At 41.0% G+C, this 16751-nt stretch carries 17 protein-coding genes; 8 read left to right on the top strand and 9 right to left on the bottom strand.

The genetic code is table 11. The features are described 5' to 3' along the window. Positions 1-3 precede the first annotated feature (3 nt). The 7 genes from MMU05_RS02710 (at position 4) to MMU05_RS02680 (ending at position 4600) form a co-directional block, all read left to right on the top strand. Complete coding sequence (locus MMU05_RS02710) at positions 4-900, top strand: DivIVA domain-containing protein (protein ID WP_241140128.1); 897 nt, start codon at positions 4-6, stop codon at positions 898-900. Then, on the top strand, positions 900-1265 hold the full coding sequence (folB, locus tag MMU05_RS02705; RefSeq protein WP_113924281.1) for a dihydroneopterin aldolase: 366 nt from the start codon (positions 900-902) through the stop codon (positions 1263-1265). Before MMU05_RS02710 ends, folB begins: the two co-directional genes overlap by 1 nt. After that, on the top strand, positions 1258-2121 hold the full coding sequence (locus tag MMU05_RS02700; RefSeq protein ID WP_241140127.1) for a ChaN family lipoprotein: 864 nt from the start codon (positions 1258-1260) through the stop codon (positions 2119-2121). Before folB ends, MMU05_RS02700 begins: the two co-directional genes overlap by 8 nt. A 6-nt stretch (positions 2122-2127) precedes the next feature. Further along, on the top strand, positions 2128-2586 hold the full coding sequence (locus tag MMU05_RS02695; protein WP_241140126.1) for a DUF4268 domain-containing protein: 459 nt from the start codon (positions 2128-2130) through the stop codon (positions 2584-2586). A 421-nt stretch (positions 2587-3007) separates the two neighbouring features. Continuing rightward, positions 3008-3286 (top strand): DUF2089 family protein, encoded by a 279-nt coding sequence (locus MMU05_RS02690; protein ID WP_241140125.1) that lies wholly within the window; start codon positions 3008-3010, stop codon positions 3284-3286. After that, a complete protein-coding gene (locus MMU05_RS02685; protein WP_241140124.1) occupies positions 3279-3869 on the top strand; it encodes a hypothetical protein in 591 nt (196 codons plus the stop codon). The genes MMU05_RS02690 and MMU05_RS02685 overlap by 8 nt, the downstream gene beginning before the upstream one ends. A gap of 17 nt (positions 3870-3886) precedes the next feature. Next, complete coding sequence (locus MMU05_RS02680; RefSeq protein ID WP_241140123.1) at positions 3887-4600, top strand: DUF3784 domain-containing protein; 714 nt, start codon at positions 3887-3889, stop codon at positions 4598-4600. Between the two features lie 131 nt (positions 4601-4731). On the opposite strand, the gene MMU05_RS02675 is transcribed toward MMU05_RS02680, so the two are convergent. The 9 genes from MMU05_RS02675 to MMU05_RS02635 form a co-directional block, all read right to left on the bottom strand. Beyond that, the gene (locus MMU05_RS02675) at positions 4732-6141 is read right to left on the bottom strand and encodes a Gfo/Idh/MocA family protein (protein WP_241140122.1); all 1410 of its coding nucleotides are present in this window, start codon (positions 6139-6141) and stop codon (positions 4732-4734) included. 303 nt (positions 6142-6444) lie between these two features. Next, the gene (locus MMU05_RS02670) at positions 6445-6651 is read right to left on the bottom strand and encodes a YgaP family membrane protein (protein WP_241140121.1); all 207 of its coding nucleotides are present in this window, start codon (positions 6649-6651) and stop codon (positions 6445-6447) included. Between the two features lie 155 nt (positions 6652-6806). After that, entirely contained in the window at positions 6807-8300 is a 1494-nt protein-coding gene (locus MMU05_RS02665; RefSeq protein WP_241140120.1) for a BCCT family transporter, read from the bottom strand. Between the two features lie 7 nt (positions 8301-8307). Continuing rightward, the gene (locus MMU05_RS02660) at positions 8308-8796 is read right to left on the bottom strand and encodes a DUF2062 domain-containing protein (protein WP_241140119.1); all 489 of its coding nucleotides are present in this window, start codon (positions 8794-8796) and stop codon (positions 8308-8310) included. A 42-nt stretch (positions 8797-8838) separates the two neighbouring features. Beyond that, positions 8839-9870, bottom strand: a complete 1032-nt coding sequence (locus MMU05_RS02655) for a glycoside hydrolase family 113 (protein WP_241140118.1) — start codon at positions 9868-9870, stop codon at positions 8839-8841. Positions 9871-9874: 4 nt separating this feature from the next. Further along, a complete protein-coding gene (locus tag MMU05_RS02650; RefSeq protein WP_241140117.1) occupies positions 9875-10633 on the bottom strand; it encodes a DUF6503 family protein in 759 nt (252 codons plus the stop codon). Positions 10634-10709: 76 nt separating this feature from the next. Further along, positions 10710-11495 (bottom strand): DUF4422 domain-containing protein, encoded by a 786-nt coding sequence (locus tag MMU05_RS02645; protein ID WP_241140116.1) that lies wholly within the window; start codon positions 11493-11495, stop codon positions 10710-10712. 131 nt (positions 11496-11626) lie between these two features. Then, positions 11627-12472, bottom strand: coding sequence for a rhamnan synthesis F family protein (locus MMU05_RS02640; RefSeq protein WP_241140115.1), 846 nt, complete (start codon positions 12470-12472; stop codon positions 11627-11629). 203 nt (positions 12473-12675) lie between these two features. Continuing rightward, positions 12676-15390: a M14 family metallopeptidase gene (locus tag MMU05_RS02635; protein WP_241140114.1), complete on the bottom strand. Its 2715-nt coding sequence runs from the start codon at positions 15388-15390 to the stop codon at positions 12676-12678. A 221-nt stretch (positions 15391-15611) separates the two neighbouring features. Between MMU05_RS02635 and MMU05_RS02630 the strand changes: the two genes are divergently transcribed. Continuing rightward, positions 15612-16475 (top strand): dienelactone hydrolase family protein, encoded by an 864-nt coding sequence (locus MMU05_RS02630; protein ID WP_241140113.1) that lies wholly within the window; start codon positions 15612-15614, stop codon positions 16473-16475. Positions 16476-16751: the final 276 nt, after the last annotated feature.

Below are 16751 nucleotides of genomic sequence, written 5' to 3'. Positions count from 1 at the left end.
AACATGAACATAACCTCTAAAGAAATTAGCCAAAAGTCCTTCGAAAAAAACTTCCGGGGATACGACAAAGATGAAGTAACCGCTTTTTTGGGCGTGTTGGCAGACGAATGGGATAAATTGCAGGGAGAGAAAAAAGACCTTGAAAGGGCCCTTGAAACCAGTCAACGGGAGGCAAAAAAACTCAAAGACGTGGAAGAATCTCTTTTCAGAACCCTAAAAACAGCTGAAGATACCGGTGCCAGCATCATCGAAGAGGCTAGTGTCGCGGCTTCAGAAATCATGGCTGATGCGCACCACAATGCAGATTCAATGGTCAATGAGGCGAAAAGAAATTCCCAAAATCTGATCGAAACTGCTGAAACAAAGGCAAAACAGATCATGGAGGAGCTCAAGGAAAATGTAAAAAGCCTTGTTGAAAGCTATGAGAAACTGATCAAAGAAAGGGAACTTATCCTCAAAAACATGAAGCGGTTGTCCGAAGATCTGGATGACAAAATCACGACTTCAAACGATTCCTTCAAAAAGGTAAACGTGCAGGTTCATGCCAAGATAGTCGATGAACTCAGTAGGGCCAAGGCATTTACCCTGGCAAACATATCCTCAGTACAAATGGATGAGGCCCCGATTACCAAGCAGGTATTGCCCGAGGAACCAAAAGAAATCCCCCCTATTCAATCACAGGAAAAAGTCGCCGAGACCATAGAGGAAGAATCCGTTGAAACCATCCAATCTGAAGCAGAGGAAGTTGAAACAGCTGTAGAAGAACCAAAATCCGAAGCCGCACCCGAAGTGGAAAATTCCAAAGATGATGAAGCTGATGAAGAGAAAGAGGATGAAAAATCAACCGAGCCCAAAGCAAAGCCTGACAAAGGTAGTTCATTTTTTGACCAGTTTGATTGATGGGAAAAGTATCGCTTGAAGGTATCGAATTTCATGCTTACCATGGTGTCTTTTCCGAAGAGACCAAATTGGGCAACAGGTTTACGGTGGACATTCATGTGCAGACTGATTTCCGCAAGGCAATGTTGGATGACGACCTACGTTCCACGGTAGATTATGCCAAACTGTACAAGATCGCCAAAGCACATATGCTTGAGCCTGTCAAATTATTGGAACACCTTTCCCACCTTATGATACTGGATATTCTTAAAGAATATCCTGACCTCAAATCAGTAATAGTCACCATCAAAAAACACAATCCTGCCCTCGGAGGCGTAGTCAATTTCTCCGTGGTGACAGTGACCTATCCTGAAGATTATGTTTAAAGCACGAATCCTAGCCCTCTTATTCCTAATTGCATTCCAAGCGTCTTTTGCCCAAACAGAGCCTTATAAAATCTTTGATGGCAAGGGAAAGGAAGTCACTTTTGAAAATATTGTCAAAGACTCCAAGAAGTCTGAGGTCATCTTCTTCGGTGAACTCCACAACAACAGCCTGGCCCATTGGCTACAATTGCAGCTTTTGAAAAACCTTCAGGAAAATGGCAATAAAGTAATCCTTGCCGGTGAATTCTTTGAAAGAGATGACCAATTGAATATCGAGGAATGGTTTGCAGGCAAAATGACTGATAAAAATTTCGAAGCAGAAGCCAAGCTTTGGAACAACTATCAGGTGGATTACAAGCCGATGATGCTCTTTGCCAAGAAAAACAACATTCCTTTTGTGGGTACCAATGTTCCCCGAAAATATGCTTCCATGGTCAGCAGAAAAGGGCTTTCGGTTTTGGACAGCCTTTCCGATGATGCCAAAAAATCCATTGCACCTTTGCCGATAGAAGTGGACAAAACACTTCCGGGGTACGTGGGCATGAAAGACATGATGCACGGTTCCGGCATGAATGCAGACTATATGGTCGAGGCCCAAGCCGTCAAGGACGCTACAATGGCTTATTCCTTATTTGATTATCTCGAAAAAGGCAATTCCATTCTCCACATCAACGGCTCGTACCATTCCAACAATTATGAAGGAATAATTTGGTGCCTGAAAAAAGCATACCCAAAAACCAAGATCCTGACCATCTCCACTGTGGAACAGGAAAGTATAAAAGAATTGGAAGAAAAATCCAAAGGGATCGCGGATTTCGTCATCGTATTGCCAATGGATAGTCCCAAAAGCTACTGACCCCCGATGTACTCTGCTGCCGAATCCTCAAAAATCAGACAGGATTTTTGGACTACTTTTGGCCAATACATGAAGCCCGTACCTTCTGCCCAAGGATATCGGATCAATTGGCAGAATTATAAAACCGGGGTGAAAGATGTCTATTTCCGCATGAAAACCGAGCGGGATTTCATTTCCATCGGTATTGAAATCTGCCACAAAGACTATGAACTGCAGCAGCTTTACTTTGAGCAATTTGTGGAATTCCGCAAACTGCTGGAAGCTGAACTTGTAGAACCGTGGGATTGGAAACTGCACCAATTTGATGATTTGGGAAAAGTGGTTTCCCGCATCCAAAAAGTCAAAATTGGGTTGAATGTATTTGACCAAAATGATTGGCCGGCGATCATTAGTTTTTTGAAGCCAAGAATCATCGCTTTGGATGCTTTTTGGGCGAACATCAAACCTGCTTTTGAGGATTTGTAAAACTTTTTTTACCGCATAGTTCATATAGAGCACATAGGATAACTAATCCCTATTTCGCTTTCAAAAGTGGTTGAAAAGAAAAACTTTTCGCTCTATCTGTCTATGTGGCAAATTAAATGCAAAGACCTTCGAGGTTCAAAAAAACCTCAAAGGTCTGGTCCGAAAACCTTTGAGGTCTCACCTACCGCGATTTAAGGACCTCGAAGGTTTATTAAATAAGAGACCTTAAAGATCGGCACTTCCAACCATTACCCCCCCTCAGCAACTCATTTTTTTTGTGTCATGGCACATGGTCTTTTCAATTGATGGAATAAATGATTTATTACATTATAAATTTATATTGAATTATATTTAAATAATATTTAATATCATTTTAATTAAATTCATTTTTTTACTATTATTGTTAAATAAAATTTAACAAGTGAATAAAAAACTTCCAATAATTTGTCCTAGTTGTAGCACAGACTTGAAGGTAAAAAGCCTGTATTGCGATAGCTGTGATACTACGATATCAGGCCAATTCAATCTGCCTGTATTATTAAGGTTAGAAAAAAAGGACCTAGACTTCATTTTGGATTTTATTCGTTGTAGTGGGAGTTTGAAGATCATGGCATCCAAGCTTAACCTAAGCTATCCTACTGTAAGAAATATGCTTGATGATTTAATCCATAAACTTGAAAGCCTGGACCAAGATGTTTGAAAAAGTATTCAACCCTTTTAAGTATGTCGCTGGGATGAGATCTTTGATTTTGGGCCTTGCTTTCATTCTGGCAACATCCATTTTAGGCTATTTTAGCCAAACTTATTTCCCAGATGTTATCTCTGTCAAAATCGGCGCTGACAGGTCTTTTTTCAATTCTATTATCCAGAATTTTCTGAATTGGTTTGTAGTTTCTACATTGTTTTACTTAGCCTCCATAATATTGTCGAAATCAAAAATTCGGATCATAGATATTTTTGGTACTCAAGCCTTGGCTAGGTTTCCTTACTTATTTATGGCATTGACAGGGTTTTCGGAGTCTATGGACGCTTTTGGGAATCATTTGCTTTGGAAATATCTGCAATCTGGTGAGCCTGTTGAGATTTCAATGATTCAGAAAGTCATGGCGATTTCATTAATGTTTGTTTCAGCATTGTTGACAGTTTGGATGGTGATACTGATGTATAATGCTTTCAAAGTTTCAGCAAATCTGAAAGGTCCGAAACTCATATGGGCATTCATCACAGTAATGATTTTATCAATGGTGATATTAAGCAACATATCTAAATACTTAATCTTTTAACTTAATCAATTTTAAAAATGGCAGCACTATATATTGGATTGTTTTTAATAGGGATTGGCTTTTTGGTGAAAGCTTTTCCCAATTTGATCGCAGGTTATAACAAAATGTCCCAAAAACAAAAGGCAAATGTTGATATCGTGGGCTTATCTACTTTTATAAGGAATGGGTTTATTTTGATAGGCTTGGTTGTGATCATTGGGTATAATGGCTTGAATTGGGCTGAACTGAATGATTTGGCGGAGTATTTTATTCCTGTCGTGATCTTGACAGGTGTGATTTTATTGGTTTTTAGGGCTAAAAAATTCGACCAAAATGAAGAGAAATTGGTAAAAACCAAATTGAAAAATGTGTTCACTGTAGTGGTTGTGGTTTTGGTTATGGTGATGATTGGTTATGGCTTGATTCCAACGAGGTACGAGATTAATAATGATTTCGTGAAGTTTACCGGAAAATATGGTACCGAAGTCAAGGTTTCTGAAATAGAGTCAGTGACTCTAATTGATAAAATGCCTATTATCAAAGCTCGAACAAATGGCCTAGGATTAGGACCAATCAGAAAGGGGTTTTTCAGTATTGAAGACCTAGGAAGATGCCGCTTACTCCTACATGCTGAAAATGGCCCTTTTGTGAAGATAAGTACAAAAGATCAAGGGATTATTTTTGTGAATTTTAATGATCAAGCAAAGACAGAATTTGTTTATGCTGAAATAACGGCGTTGAAAAAATTATAGATGGTTAAATAAATATCACTGAAGAAACTATGTTTTCTATTTGTCTATGTGGTAAATAAAATGAAAAGACCTTCGAGGTTCAAAAAAAACCTCAAAGGTCAAGTCAGAGAACCTCAAAGGTCTTTAGAAAATCACACAATCACCTTGGTTGTTCCGCCGCCTTTGAGGGTGATGTCAACAGGTTTATTTGATTTCCAGCTTCCTCCAGTAAAATCCGGAACATCGATGGAGTTGGAACGGTGGGCTACCGACCATTCGCTCAAAGGCGAAACAGCCGACCAAAGCGCTGCATCGTACACATCCTGATCCAGAGGAAGCCCATTTCTCAGGCAGTCAATCAATCTCCAATCCATCATAAAGTCCATGCCTCCATGTCCTCCGATCTGCTTGGCCAATTCCCCTACCTTCTTGACGATTTCTGGAGTATATTTTTCTTCCAAAGCTTTCATTTCTTCTGCCTTCATCCAGCTGTGCCCTTGTGCAACTTTTGGTTCCGGATATTTTTGTGCGTAGGCTTTGGTTCCGCTGACTGTATGCAGACGGGAATAAGGTCTCGGTGAAGTCACGTCATGTTGGATCATGATGGAGCGTCCTTTTTGGGTTTTGATGATGGTGGTATTCATATTTCCCCCAAATTTCTTTTCTGCAAAAGGCGCAAAGAAATCATCTGTTTCAGCCAATTCTTTGGCTTTGGCACCCATATGAAAATCCGCACTTGACAATGAGGTCAGGTAATTCATTTGGTCTCCTCTATTGATGTCCATGATTTGACAAACAGGACCAAGCCCATGCGTTGCGTAAAGGTTTCCATCACGGTAATTTTCCTTGAGCCTCCACATATCCTGATAGCCGCCATCGCTTGTTTTCATAAAATTCAGCCAAAGCAAATCATGGATATACGCTCCTTCGGTATGGATAATTTCTCCAAAGAACCCGTCTCTTTTCATGCTAAGTGTCATCAATTCAAAAAAGTCATAGCAGCAGTTTTCCAATTGCATGCAATGTTTTTTGGTGCGCTCGGAAGTTTCTACCAACTGCCAGCATTCCTCCAAAGTCCTTGCTGCAGGAACTTCCACGGCGGCATGCTTGCCCGCTTCCATGGCGTAGACAGCCATCGGAGTATGCCATTCCCATGGGGTAGCAATATAAATCAGGTCCAAATCCTGTCTGTCTACCATTTTTTTCCAGGCATAGGCGGATCCGGAATATCCTTCAGGCTTATGCTTGGTACCTTCCAACTCTTTTTTCATTTTGTCCACCCTATCAGGCATCAAGTCACAAAGGGCTTTGATTTCAACACCTTCGATTTTGCTCAGACGATCTACAGCGCCAGGTCCTCTTTGACCTAAACCAACAATCCCTATCCGGACTGTTGGAAGTTTTGGGGCTGCGTATCCTGACATATTGAAATGCTGGGAATGGGTTCGTAGGCTTTGAAAAAGCACTTGCTCAGGGGTTTCGGCTTGTGCAAAATTTGGCAAAGCCGAACCTACTAATCCGAGGCCTGCAAGCCTGAGGAAATCTCTGCGGTTATTGTTCATGCGGAAATGGGTTTTTGGTATTTATCTATAAAAATTTGAATTTAAGGTTTATTCCTATTTGAAAAAGATCCTCGTGTAAAATTTGAAAAATAAAAAACATGGATATACGCTTCTTTGCCAGTAACCCTAAATTCTTCTTCATGGGGACAGAAGACGGAAGTCGGAAGACCGATGTACCGGATATTTCAGTCTGCAGACAAAAATTTAAATGGATATCCAATCTACTGGCATAATTGTGTACATACATATTAAAAAAAGCAACCCAAAAAAGGATTGCTTTCAATGAATACAAAGTACAGAGTTTTATTTCTTAACGGAGCAGGTATTGAGTCCTACAATAGAATAAAGCGGGCAAAAACTTACAAGGCTGGTCAATAAGAAAACAGCTGCAACAACGACAAGGACAATCCCCAAGGTGCCGGTCACAATTCCGCCAAAATATAAGTAAGCCGCAATCAGGGCAATGATTGTACGGATGATTCTATCCGTGGTTCCCATGTTCTTTTTCATGATTTTTGTGTGTTTAGGAGTGAAACAATAAAACCAAACCAAAAATTATTGACAGGCAAATGGCGCAGACAGCAATCAATTTTAAAGCGGTTTTCATTGGATTAAATTTAAATCAAACCACACCTACATTCTTATGACTTTTGTCACACAAAAAACTAACGTTGCTTATTCTTTTTTAAAATCACAGAATTCAGAAAATAAAAAACCATTCCGACAAAAAGAAAACTGAACGGCAGCGCAAAAATGATAAGCAACTGACTGGCAGATTGAAGCAGACTTTCTTTGCCCATCAAAATCACCACAATAGTGAACATGGCAATGCTGACACCCCAAAACATCCTGTACCTTCTCATTGGCTCCGCCTTTCCGTCGTCTGTAAACATGCTCAACACAAAAATGGCTGAGTCCACAGATGTAATGAGAAATGTGAAAATCAAAATCGTAGAAACGGTATTACTGAATGAGGAATAGGGGAAAAGAGAAAAGAAATTGAACAGGGCACTGTAAATGGAACCGAAGCTTTCGGCAGTGGTATTGCCGCTTTCGATCAATCCAAAAGAATTGGAACCAAAAACTGTAAACCAAATGAAAGTACCCAAAGCCGGCACAATCAATGTTCCGGTAATGAATTGACGGATGGTCCTTCCTTTGGAAATCCTTGCCATAAACACGCCTGTAAACGGTGCCCAAGCCAACCAAAATGCCCAATAGAAAAATGTCCAATCTGTAAGAAAGGAATGCGAAACTTTTTGATCTCCGATATTGAGACTCATGGGGACGAATTCCAACAAATAGATTCCGAGTGACTTGAAAAACATCCCGACCACCATGCATTCACTTCCGACTATCCATGTAAAGAACAATAAAAGGGAAGCGAGACCAATATTGACATTGGATATGATTTTAATACCACGGCTTAAGCCCAAGAAAGCCGAGTATGTAGCAACAGCGCAAACCAAAAGGACCAGCCAAATGGAAAGGTTGGAAGGTATTTCTTCCAAGCCCATCCAATAAGCTGCCGCATCCAGCAATTGCCTGCTACCCAATCCTACCGCAGCAACTACGCCCAAAAGCGTGCAGATGATGGTTAGGATATCCATCATGGTGGCCCAAATGGTTTTTTGAAGGCGCTTTTCTAAAACTGAGGAACTGAGGATGGTCCCATTTTTTTCATACAGGTTATAGGCAATCACCAATCCGAACAATCCATAAAATGCCCAAGGGGTAAGCCCCCAATGGAAAAAAGTGTATTGCAGCGCAAACTCCCCCTGTGAAAGCACTGATTCCCGAGGAGGATGGGTATAATAGAACACAGGTTCCTGAACCGCCCTCAAAAGCAATCCTGCACCCATTCCTGTGCTGTAAAGCATCGCAATCCAAGAAAACCAGGAATATTCGGGTTTTTCCTTTCCCAATTTTCTGTTTCCAAAAGGAGAAAAAGCAATGGCCAACAATATCAAAACCGAACCCAAACCCACCATCAAATTGAACATCCCAAAAACCTCAAGGATATGGAAAGTCCAGGTACCAAGCTTTTCCCGGAAAGCATCAGGAAACCAAAAGGCCAAAATCAGAAATACAAACACAAAAATCCCTGACCCATAAAGGGTGTGCTTTTGGGTATCTGTCGGTTGAGTGAAAATATTCAAACCTGTATCATTTAATCTCAGAACTCATGTTGTTTACGGCTGTTTTCCTGCCCGAATTTATTGCCCTAAAAATCTGAAACAATATCACGTATAATAAAACTGCTATGGGTATGGTTACAATCATCCAACCGCCAACTGCCAAAACCAACCTACCCGAATACTGTGAAAAAACCTCCAAAATTCCATCGGCATATGCATTTTGCAAACTTTCCATGTCCATTCCCAAAGTCTCAAACCCAAACAAAAATTCTCCAACCCTAGCAAAAGGAATAATAAGTAAGATTTGGGCCGGCGTCAAAACATAACTGACGGCAATCATGATGGGCATGTTCAGCCTCAATCTCAAAGCCAAAAATGCCAACACAAAAGTAGTGGTTCCGTAAATAGGGAAAACCCCGATCAGCCCTGCGATGGAAATACTCAAAGCGAGTTCCTTGGGTGTAAGCCCCTGTTTCAGTAGCCCTTTGAGTTTTTGACCAAGATTTCTTAACCGCATGTCTATCTGATTTTGCTAGTTCTTGTTCAAAAATTATGGGTCTTATTCTGAAAAATAACTTCTCATCACCAATTGCGCCTTTTTATTTTGCGGGGTAAAATCCGGATCCCGTTCACGGGGTTGCGGATACCATTTCCAAAAATAGACGCCCGCCAACCAATCTTTTTTCCAAGCTGTCTGAAAGAAAGCCTCATAACAAAGCGCCTGAACTTCCTCCGACAGTGGGATTTCCTTTCTTTCATTTGGCCAAACCCATGGTTGGATGGCCGCATCCTCGGTGTTGCAATAGCCGATTTCTGTAAAAATAACCGGCTTACGATATTGCCTCACGGTCTTTTCTATTTCTTTACTTTTCTTTTCCCAAGAAGAAATCAATTCGTCAAGATCAGGATTAGTCTTGTCACTCAAGGGGAAATAAGCCTGTATGCCGATATAATCCAATGCATCCCAAAATTCAATCTGTTGATATTCTGTAAAATTCGCAGCATATACGAGTTCTCCCTTGTACACAGATCTGATTTCTTCAATGACTTTCCTCCAATTCTCCTCCCGCTCACTTGTCATCTCCAATTCTGTTCCGATACACAAAATCGGGATCTGATTTTCTTCAGCAAACCGTGCAAAATAAAGGATGAAGGCGGTGTATTGCTCAAACCATTTTTCCCAGTCTTCCTCAGTCTTCATGCTGATGGTTCCCGGCCAACTCCCCCTCACCCAAAGATGTGGCTTCAGAATACTTTCAATGCCCTTTTCCCTGCCAATGGTGGTGGTTGTATTCATCCCTTTGAGAGATTCTCCCCACCACATTTTATCAGAATGCTCCTCCCATTTGATTTCAGGAAGGTTTGGATCTGCCTGCCATCCAAATGGTGTCTGGGAAATATGGCTCACACCAAAACTCCCCAAAGTATCCAATTCCCATCCTTCCAACGGGTTTCTGCTTCCGACCCAACATACTCCCTTGTGTTTATCGGCGATAACAATGCCGATATTTTCTTCGGCAGCCTGATTTTGATAAGTCCATATGGCCAGACTCAGCAAAATCAACACAAGCAAGATCAGAGGTCTTTTCATTTTGCTATTGTTTGGTAACGGGTAGTTCCACCATCACATTCTCTAAAATGATTTCAGAAAGTAATTCCAGTTTCCCTTCTTTAAACAGGTTTTCCATGTCTTCCACTGGGGTGTTTTTATCCGCCGGTTGATAATTTTCATAATCCTGAAGGACTATACCTCCAATATTGTGCTGTCTGATCGCCTTGCGGAACCTCACTCCTCCGCCATCAGTATGGTAAGAATAAGCGAGGTAATCGATGAGGTTGGTTTCCTGATTGAACCAATAAATAAAGATGTCGTCAAAGTCCTCTCCTCCTCCATCTTCCGAAAATGTCACCTTGACCTTGTGGTACTTTTTTCCTTCCAATTCCACCTCACCCAAGTACGTTTTGAATACTGCTTCATCATTCAAGCCATAAGGCAAAAAAGTGAAGTAAGCCACAGAATTGACGGAGTTGGTAAAGGCCTTGACCCTGTCTTCGGGAAGGGTAACTGCTTCACCATTGACTGTTCTGACAAATCCGGAGTTATTCAGCACATCACGGACATAGCCTGTAGAATCTGTGAATTCCCTTAAATATTGAAATTTGGAAGGGTTTTTGGAGATTTCATAATGCCGGTCTCTGAAATCAAAACTGATATTGCTTGTTTCAAATAACTTACCTCCATGTGCTTCAATAGATCGGTCTACGATTTTTTGGGCCTCACAAACAGGCTTACAGGATTGGAGAAAAGCCCATGAAAGAAGCAGGAGCAGCGAAGGAATCAAATTGGATTTCATGAATATTTGAAGTTTAATGAATTGAATTACGCAGTTTGGACTTTTCATCTGTGTCAAATTCCCGACAGATCAATCTTTATTCTTTTTTGAACTTTTTGAAATAAATCAGTTGGAGTTCTTTACAGTTCAATTGTTCTTTTTTGAACCATACCGTGAGTAATCTTTCCGCAATAAAGCCAAGGATTCTTTTTTGGTATCCGGTATAATTTTCAAGATCGATTCTTCTCTCAAATTCAAACATCATCCCAAACCACCAAGGCATGAATTTTTGGTATTGTTCACGCTTCAATATAAACATATTGTTGGCATACAGCCTATTGCCTTGAAGGACTGCTTCAAAAGCAGGCAGGTATTCCGGACATTTTTCTTCAAGAATAGAACGGAGAATTTCCAGATCACGGATATCATGGTAGCGTCTGTAGTGTTCCTCTACCGAATACCTCAACTTGCGGGCCTGGGGCAATATGACATCAAAACGGCTAAGAAGACCATTCAATTGCTCTTGATTTAAGATTTTTGAACTGAAAAAATCCACATCATCGGTATAAATCAATCCATACCTTTTGGCAGCCAATCCAATCGGATAATAAAAAAAACGCTTGATCTTGTAGAAAAGCGGTTCGGGCTCGACAGTGTAGAATCTCCGGTAGTGACAAGTGCCTGTGACCTCATGGTCGGTATTTTTCCAGACCCAATATGCACCAGTCAATTCGCTGTAAAAAGAATTTTTTTCAGAAATATTATCACCGGAATCATCCCCTGTCATGTTGTCCGAGGCTTTTTCAGGATTCAATGCATTGCCGCACATGAGAGGCCGGTACAGGGAATCGTTTTTCAAAACCATGCCCTTTTTGTAATGCATGATGTATATTTTCGAATCCAAAGGGTCAGCCATGGGTCTGGGAATTCTATTTAAATTAAAAGACATAAGCAAATTAGCTTAGTAAACCGGTTTAATGAAAAGCCTCGAGAGAAATAATTCTAATCGAAAGCTTACTGTTCGATTTTCATTCTTTTTAGGTCATTGACTAAGCCTTCGATATCCCAATCTTTTTTACCGTATTTCAACATCATGGCATCCCACTTGATTTGTGGTCTAAAAAAGAATTTGAGGGATTTGGAATTAAAGACAACCTTCTTTTTGATCATCGGATAGCCTTCCTCAATCAGCCTGAAGTAGAGAGAATGACCCAGGTTGGTCGCTTTTTTGATTCCATTGTTTTCTGAGAATGACTTGCTGTCAATAAAACTCCCCACTTTTAAACCTTCCTTTTTAAAAAACTGTGTCAAGCCAATCTCCCAATTGTTGATGACAGAACGACGGAGTTTTTTGACATCTTTTTCTCTCAGCAGTTTTTCAAGTTCAATGGATTCAAAAAACTTGTTCAGTAGGTCAATGGCTTTTTTGTTGAAAACCAAAAAATGACTCTGAATATGGTGGTTGTCATAATGGGTCGAAAACCAAGGTTTTTCATATGAATCGATCAAGCCCCAAAAATCCAATTGCTGCTGATTTCCCCATCTGAAAACAGGTTCCAAAGATTGGAACAGAATATTGGAATCATTGATACAGGCTATTTGACTGTAATCCTCCAAGTTTATTGTTTTGGTGGCTTTGTGAAACATCCCCATATCGTAACCTTCATTTGGCACGAACAAAAGCCTCACATTTGGAAAAAGCACACTTTCATTCGAGCTGACCTGTCTTTGGTTGGTGACCAAAATCAGTTCATCAAAATATCCTGATAGCTCTTTTACATATACTTTGACATATTTTGGAAAATAATTGTCTTTGAAGAAATGAATGAATATGCAAAGCTTTTTTTCAGATTTTAACATTAGATGTCAACCATTATTTGAACTAAAACAATTTGAAATTGCAATTTGGCCTTTTCTCAGAAGAGATTTTCTTGGAAAAAAGACCTTGACTTGTATCGAATAAAGATAGAAACGATAAAGTAAAATCATTCCTTATAGAAAAAAAAAAGAGAGATGGCTGAAATACCATCTCCCTTTAGAGAATTTCACGAAGTGGAATCTATTTATTTCACATAAAGCTGATTAAACAACAACTTGAAAGTATTGTGTGCCTGCGCCCTGAAAGTGATCTCAGGTCCGAAAGCTACCAGTTTTCCTTTTCCGATCGGCGCTTCAAAAGCAACCACACCGTTTCTCAGGTAAGATTGTCCCCAAGCCCAACCGGATATAAGCGGTGATTCTGTTCCGAACCAAGCCAAAGGTTTGATGCCTTTGATCAGTGCATCAGGGGCAAGGTTGAATACCGGGCTATTATTGAATACCATGTTGGCAGATTCTCCCATTCCCCAGTTTGCCGGAGCTGAGGAATCAAGATTTGCTTTCAGGATACTTCCCGGAATGTAATATTTTTCACCGGTCAATTGTCTTTCTCTTCCATCAGGTAGTTTTTCAAGCAAGGCATTGGTCACAGGCAATCCAAGATCGTAAGCGAGTGAAGTGCTCGCTCCTACAGCTACCACATTTCCTCCCGCTTCCATGAATTTTTTCAATTCAGGTACTGACTTGTCTTTTGTCACATTGCCAAGGAGTTTGTGGTATTGTGCATCGATGTCTTCTGCTTTAGGCATGCCACCCCAGCTTCTGATCGTACCCGGTGCGCCTGCACCGATAAATAAGATGACATCATATTTGGATTTCAAATCACCTTTGTCAATGTCCTGTGGGAAAATAACCTGGAATGGAAAATGGTATTGCTCCATCATCCACCTTACCCAACCTGAAGGCATAGAACCTCCATAATGGTCAAACAAGGCAATTCTTGCAGGTTTGATTTTGACTGCACCGGCAGGTTTTGAACTTGAGACAAGCTTTACCCCAAATTCTTTTGCGGCTTTATCTAATACAGCCTTACCACCAGAAACGTAGAAACTCCCTGCAGGCAATCCTGAAACAGTTGAAGTTGTCCTTGAAACTTCCGCCCCTGATTTTAGCAAATCATTGACTGCAATAAAGGCATTGTTTGCTCTGGCATCAATCAAGAATCCTGAACCGGAAGGCACTTTCATCTCAGGAAAACTTTGGACCTGACCATAAGCGATTCTCTCAAATGGCCCATCAAAACCCTCCATAATCCTGTCAAACTCCACGCCCATCTGGTATGCCAGTGTCCATCCCGCTGCATCGTATGGACGCTTTGGAGGACCTCCCGGAAATTCAAAATCATTAGGATGATCCTGTGGCTCAAACATATCCAAAACGTGTGGACGGAATGCCTGAGCAGACTTGACCACAAAAGAACCTGCTGGATATTTTTTGTCATTCACGGTAAATTCAGCGGTGGCTTTATGAACCAAAATACCGGATTTGATCAAGGCATTGATAAACCTTACTGCAGTCGGGAAGTCAGCCTGATCGGCGGGAAGGATAAATCCTCTTGGATCGCGAAGGTCCATATCCTGAAAAACCGAATCGAAATATTGCTTTGGCAATCCGCTTCTCATACCATAAAAAGCCATTTCGGGATCGTCGGCTGACTTCTTTTCTTTGGCCTTGTCATAGGCAGCCTGCACAGCCGCAGACCTCTTTGGATATTTGGTCCAATAATCCATATTGCCACGGTCGATGCTGTTTTTCCCCATCTTATAGATGTTGTAAAGGATGGCGTCATCATTTCTACTGGCAAAATCCAAAATCGCAAAGTTCAGCGAAACAGAGTAGTCGATTGATTTTTTGAAACTCCAAGCCTGAGGCTCGATTGGAAATGGCGTGGCATGGGTCGGGATCAATCTGTCCGGCACCAAAAGAATCTCGGAAGGTGTCGGCCCTCCGGTGATTTCTGTCAGGATACCGATCATGTTGTGAAAATACGGCGTGGTACGCAAGCCACCGTTCCACCATGAAGAAAACACCGATCCACCAAGACGGGTATAACCGGGTCTTCCTTCCAAATTGAGTCTGTTGATCATCGCAGCACCTACTCCGTCCAAGCTTGTCATGATCAAAGGATCAAAAACATGGTTGAAAGGATCCCTGTAAGGAGGCCCTGCTACTACAGTTCCTGCTGGCGAGGTCTGATGGTGGTTGTAGATGATTTGTGGAAGCCACTCCACATATTGTTGCAGTGAAGTATTGGTGGTTTCTTTCATGTTCATCATGAAAAAATCCCTGTTGTTGTCATGACCCACGTACTTTTGGTACATGTAAGGGCTGTTCATATTTCTCTTTTTGACATCAGAAGGACCCATGTACCAATTGGTGACAATCTCCTGTCCGTCAGGATTGACCTGCACCATCAGAATGATCAGGTCGTCAAGAAAGCGGAGGATTTCAGGATCATTGCTGCTGACTAATTCGTAGTAAGTCGGGATCAACTGATGCGAGCCTACAGTCTCTGTAGAGTGCAAACCGCCATCAATCCAAACCACAGGTTTTCCCTCAACAGATAACTTTTTGGCCTCTTCTTCTGTGATTTCAGCCCTTGCAAGCAGTTGGGAAATCTCTTTATACCGGTCTAATTTCTTGTGGTTTTCGGGGGAGGTGATGATCATCATGGGCATTTGCCTTCCTTCCTCAGTCGGTCCGATTTCTACGAACTTTACGCGGTCCGAAAGGGCAGCCAATTTTCTAAAATAAGCATCTGTGGCAGTGTAGGTAGCCAATTTGTAGTCTTCCCCTATCTCAAAACCAAAATGTTCCTTCGGGGTGGGGATGCTTTGGGAAAAGGCAGTAGTAAAGGTCAACAAACCTACTATTGCCCACAAGAAGTAAAATTTTCTCATAAGTATCTGTTGTTAGGTATTTTTTTCAATTTAGCACGGACCTTTTTCCAAACCAAAAGCGGGATTGTAATCGGAAAGAAAAAGGTTTGATTGGTCATATTCCAAATTCAAATTGGTTAAATTTGAACCTACTGTTTCCTTTCATTGCAGTAGGCATCTTTTCTCTTTACCGACAGGCCAACAATCGCTATTTTAAACAGTTCTAACCAAAAACTAACCCTATGTACAAAATCATCATCTACCTCAATCTGATCCTTATCGGCCTCATTGGCTGGAAAGTATCCGAAAAAGAAACCCTAATCGTTTCTGACGAAATCACCATGTGCCACACCGGTCCTTCAGAAATGATCGCGTTCCTTGACGATCCCAAGTTCGTTGCTTTCCATCCTTCCCCGGTTCCTTTTGACTTTAATCCATTGGGTGAAATGACAACTTTCCCAACCGCAGATGGAAAAAAAGCCAACGGCTATCTGATCAAAGCGAAGAAACCATCAAACAACTGGCTTTTTGTCTACCAGGAATGGTGGGGTCTCAATGACAATATCAAAGCCGAATCAGACAAATTTTACACTGACCTTGGAGGAAATGTCAACGTGATCGCCATCGACATGTATGATGGCAAGGTAACTTCCAATCCACAGGAAGCAGGCGGATTTATGCGGGGAACTGACGAAAAAAGACTGGAGGCTATCGTCCTTGGTGCTAGGGATTTTGCAGGTAAAGATGCTAAAATCGCCAATGTAGGCTGGTGCTTCGGAGGTGGATGGTCATTGAAATCCGCACTTTTACTAGGCAAACAAAACGTGGGTTCCATCATCTATTACGGCATGCCGGTACGGGATGTGGAGCAATTGAAAACCCTTAATTCTGATGTTTTGGGTCTATTTGCTACTGAAGAATACATCTCCAAAGCAGTCATCGAAGAATTTGCCGGTGCGATGAACAAAGCCGGAAAAGAACTGGAATATAAGATCTTCCCCGGCGTCCATGGATTTTCAAATCCTTCCAACCCAAAACATGATCCTGAATTGACCAAAGAAGCATACGGCATGGCTTTGGGGTATTTGAAGGGGAAGTTTGAGTGAGGTAATTGGAAGATTAAAAATTGAAAGATTAAAAGGTTGGTGGAAAAAAATGGGCTTTTGCTTTATTTCTTCTATCAACCTTTTTCATTTTTGGTATTTTTTAGTCCTTGTTTTTTAGGTTCTACCTGACATTTACCCATATTCTTTCTGTCGGATTTTTGAAATAGAATAAAAAACCTGTAGAGAAATTGAATTTGATACTGATTGAAAATACATTTTAAATACATAAAAAAGCATTTAGATACATTTAAATTGTTTTATAAATAATATAAATCA

The organism is Cognataquiflexum rubidum (assembly GCF_022538115.1).
Lineage (GTDB): Bacteria > Bacteroidota > Bacteroidia > Cytophagales > Cyclobacteriaceae > Cognataquiflexum > Cognataquiflexum rubidum.
The sequence above is the reverse complement of the archived record's forward strand: the minus strand, read 5'-3'. Positions and strand labels throughout refer to the sequence as shown.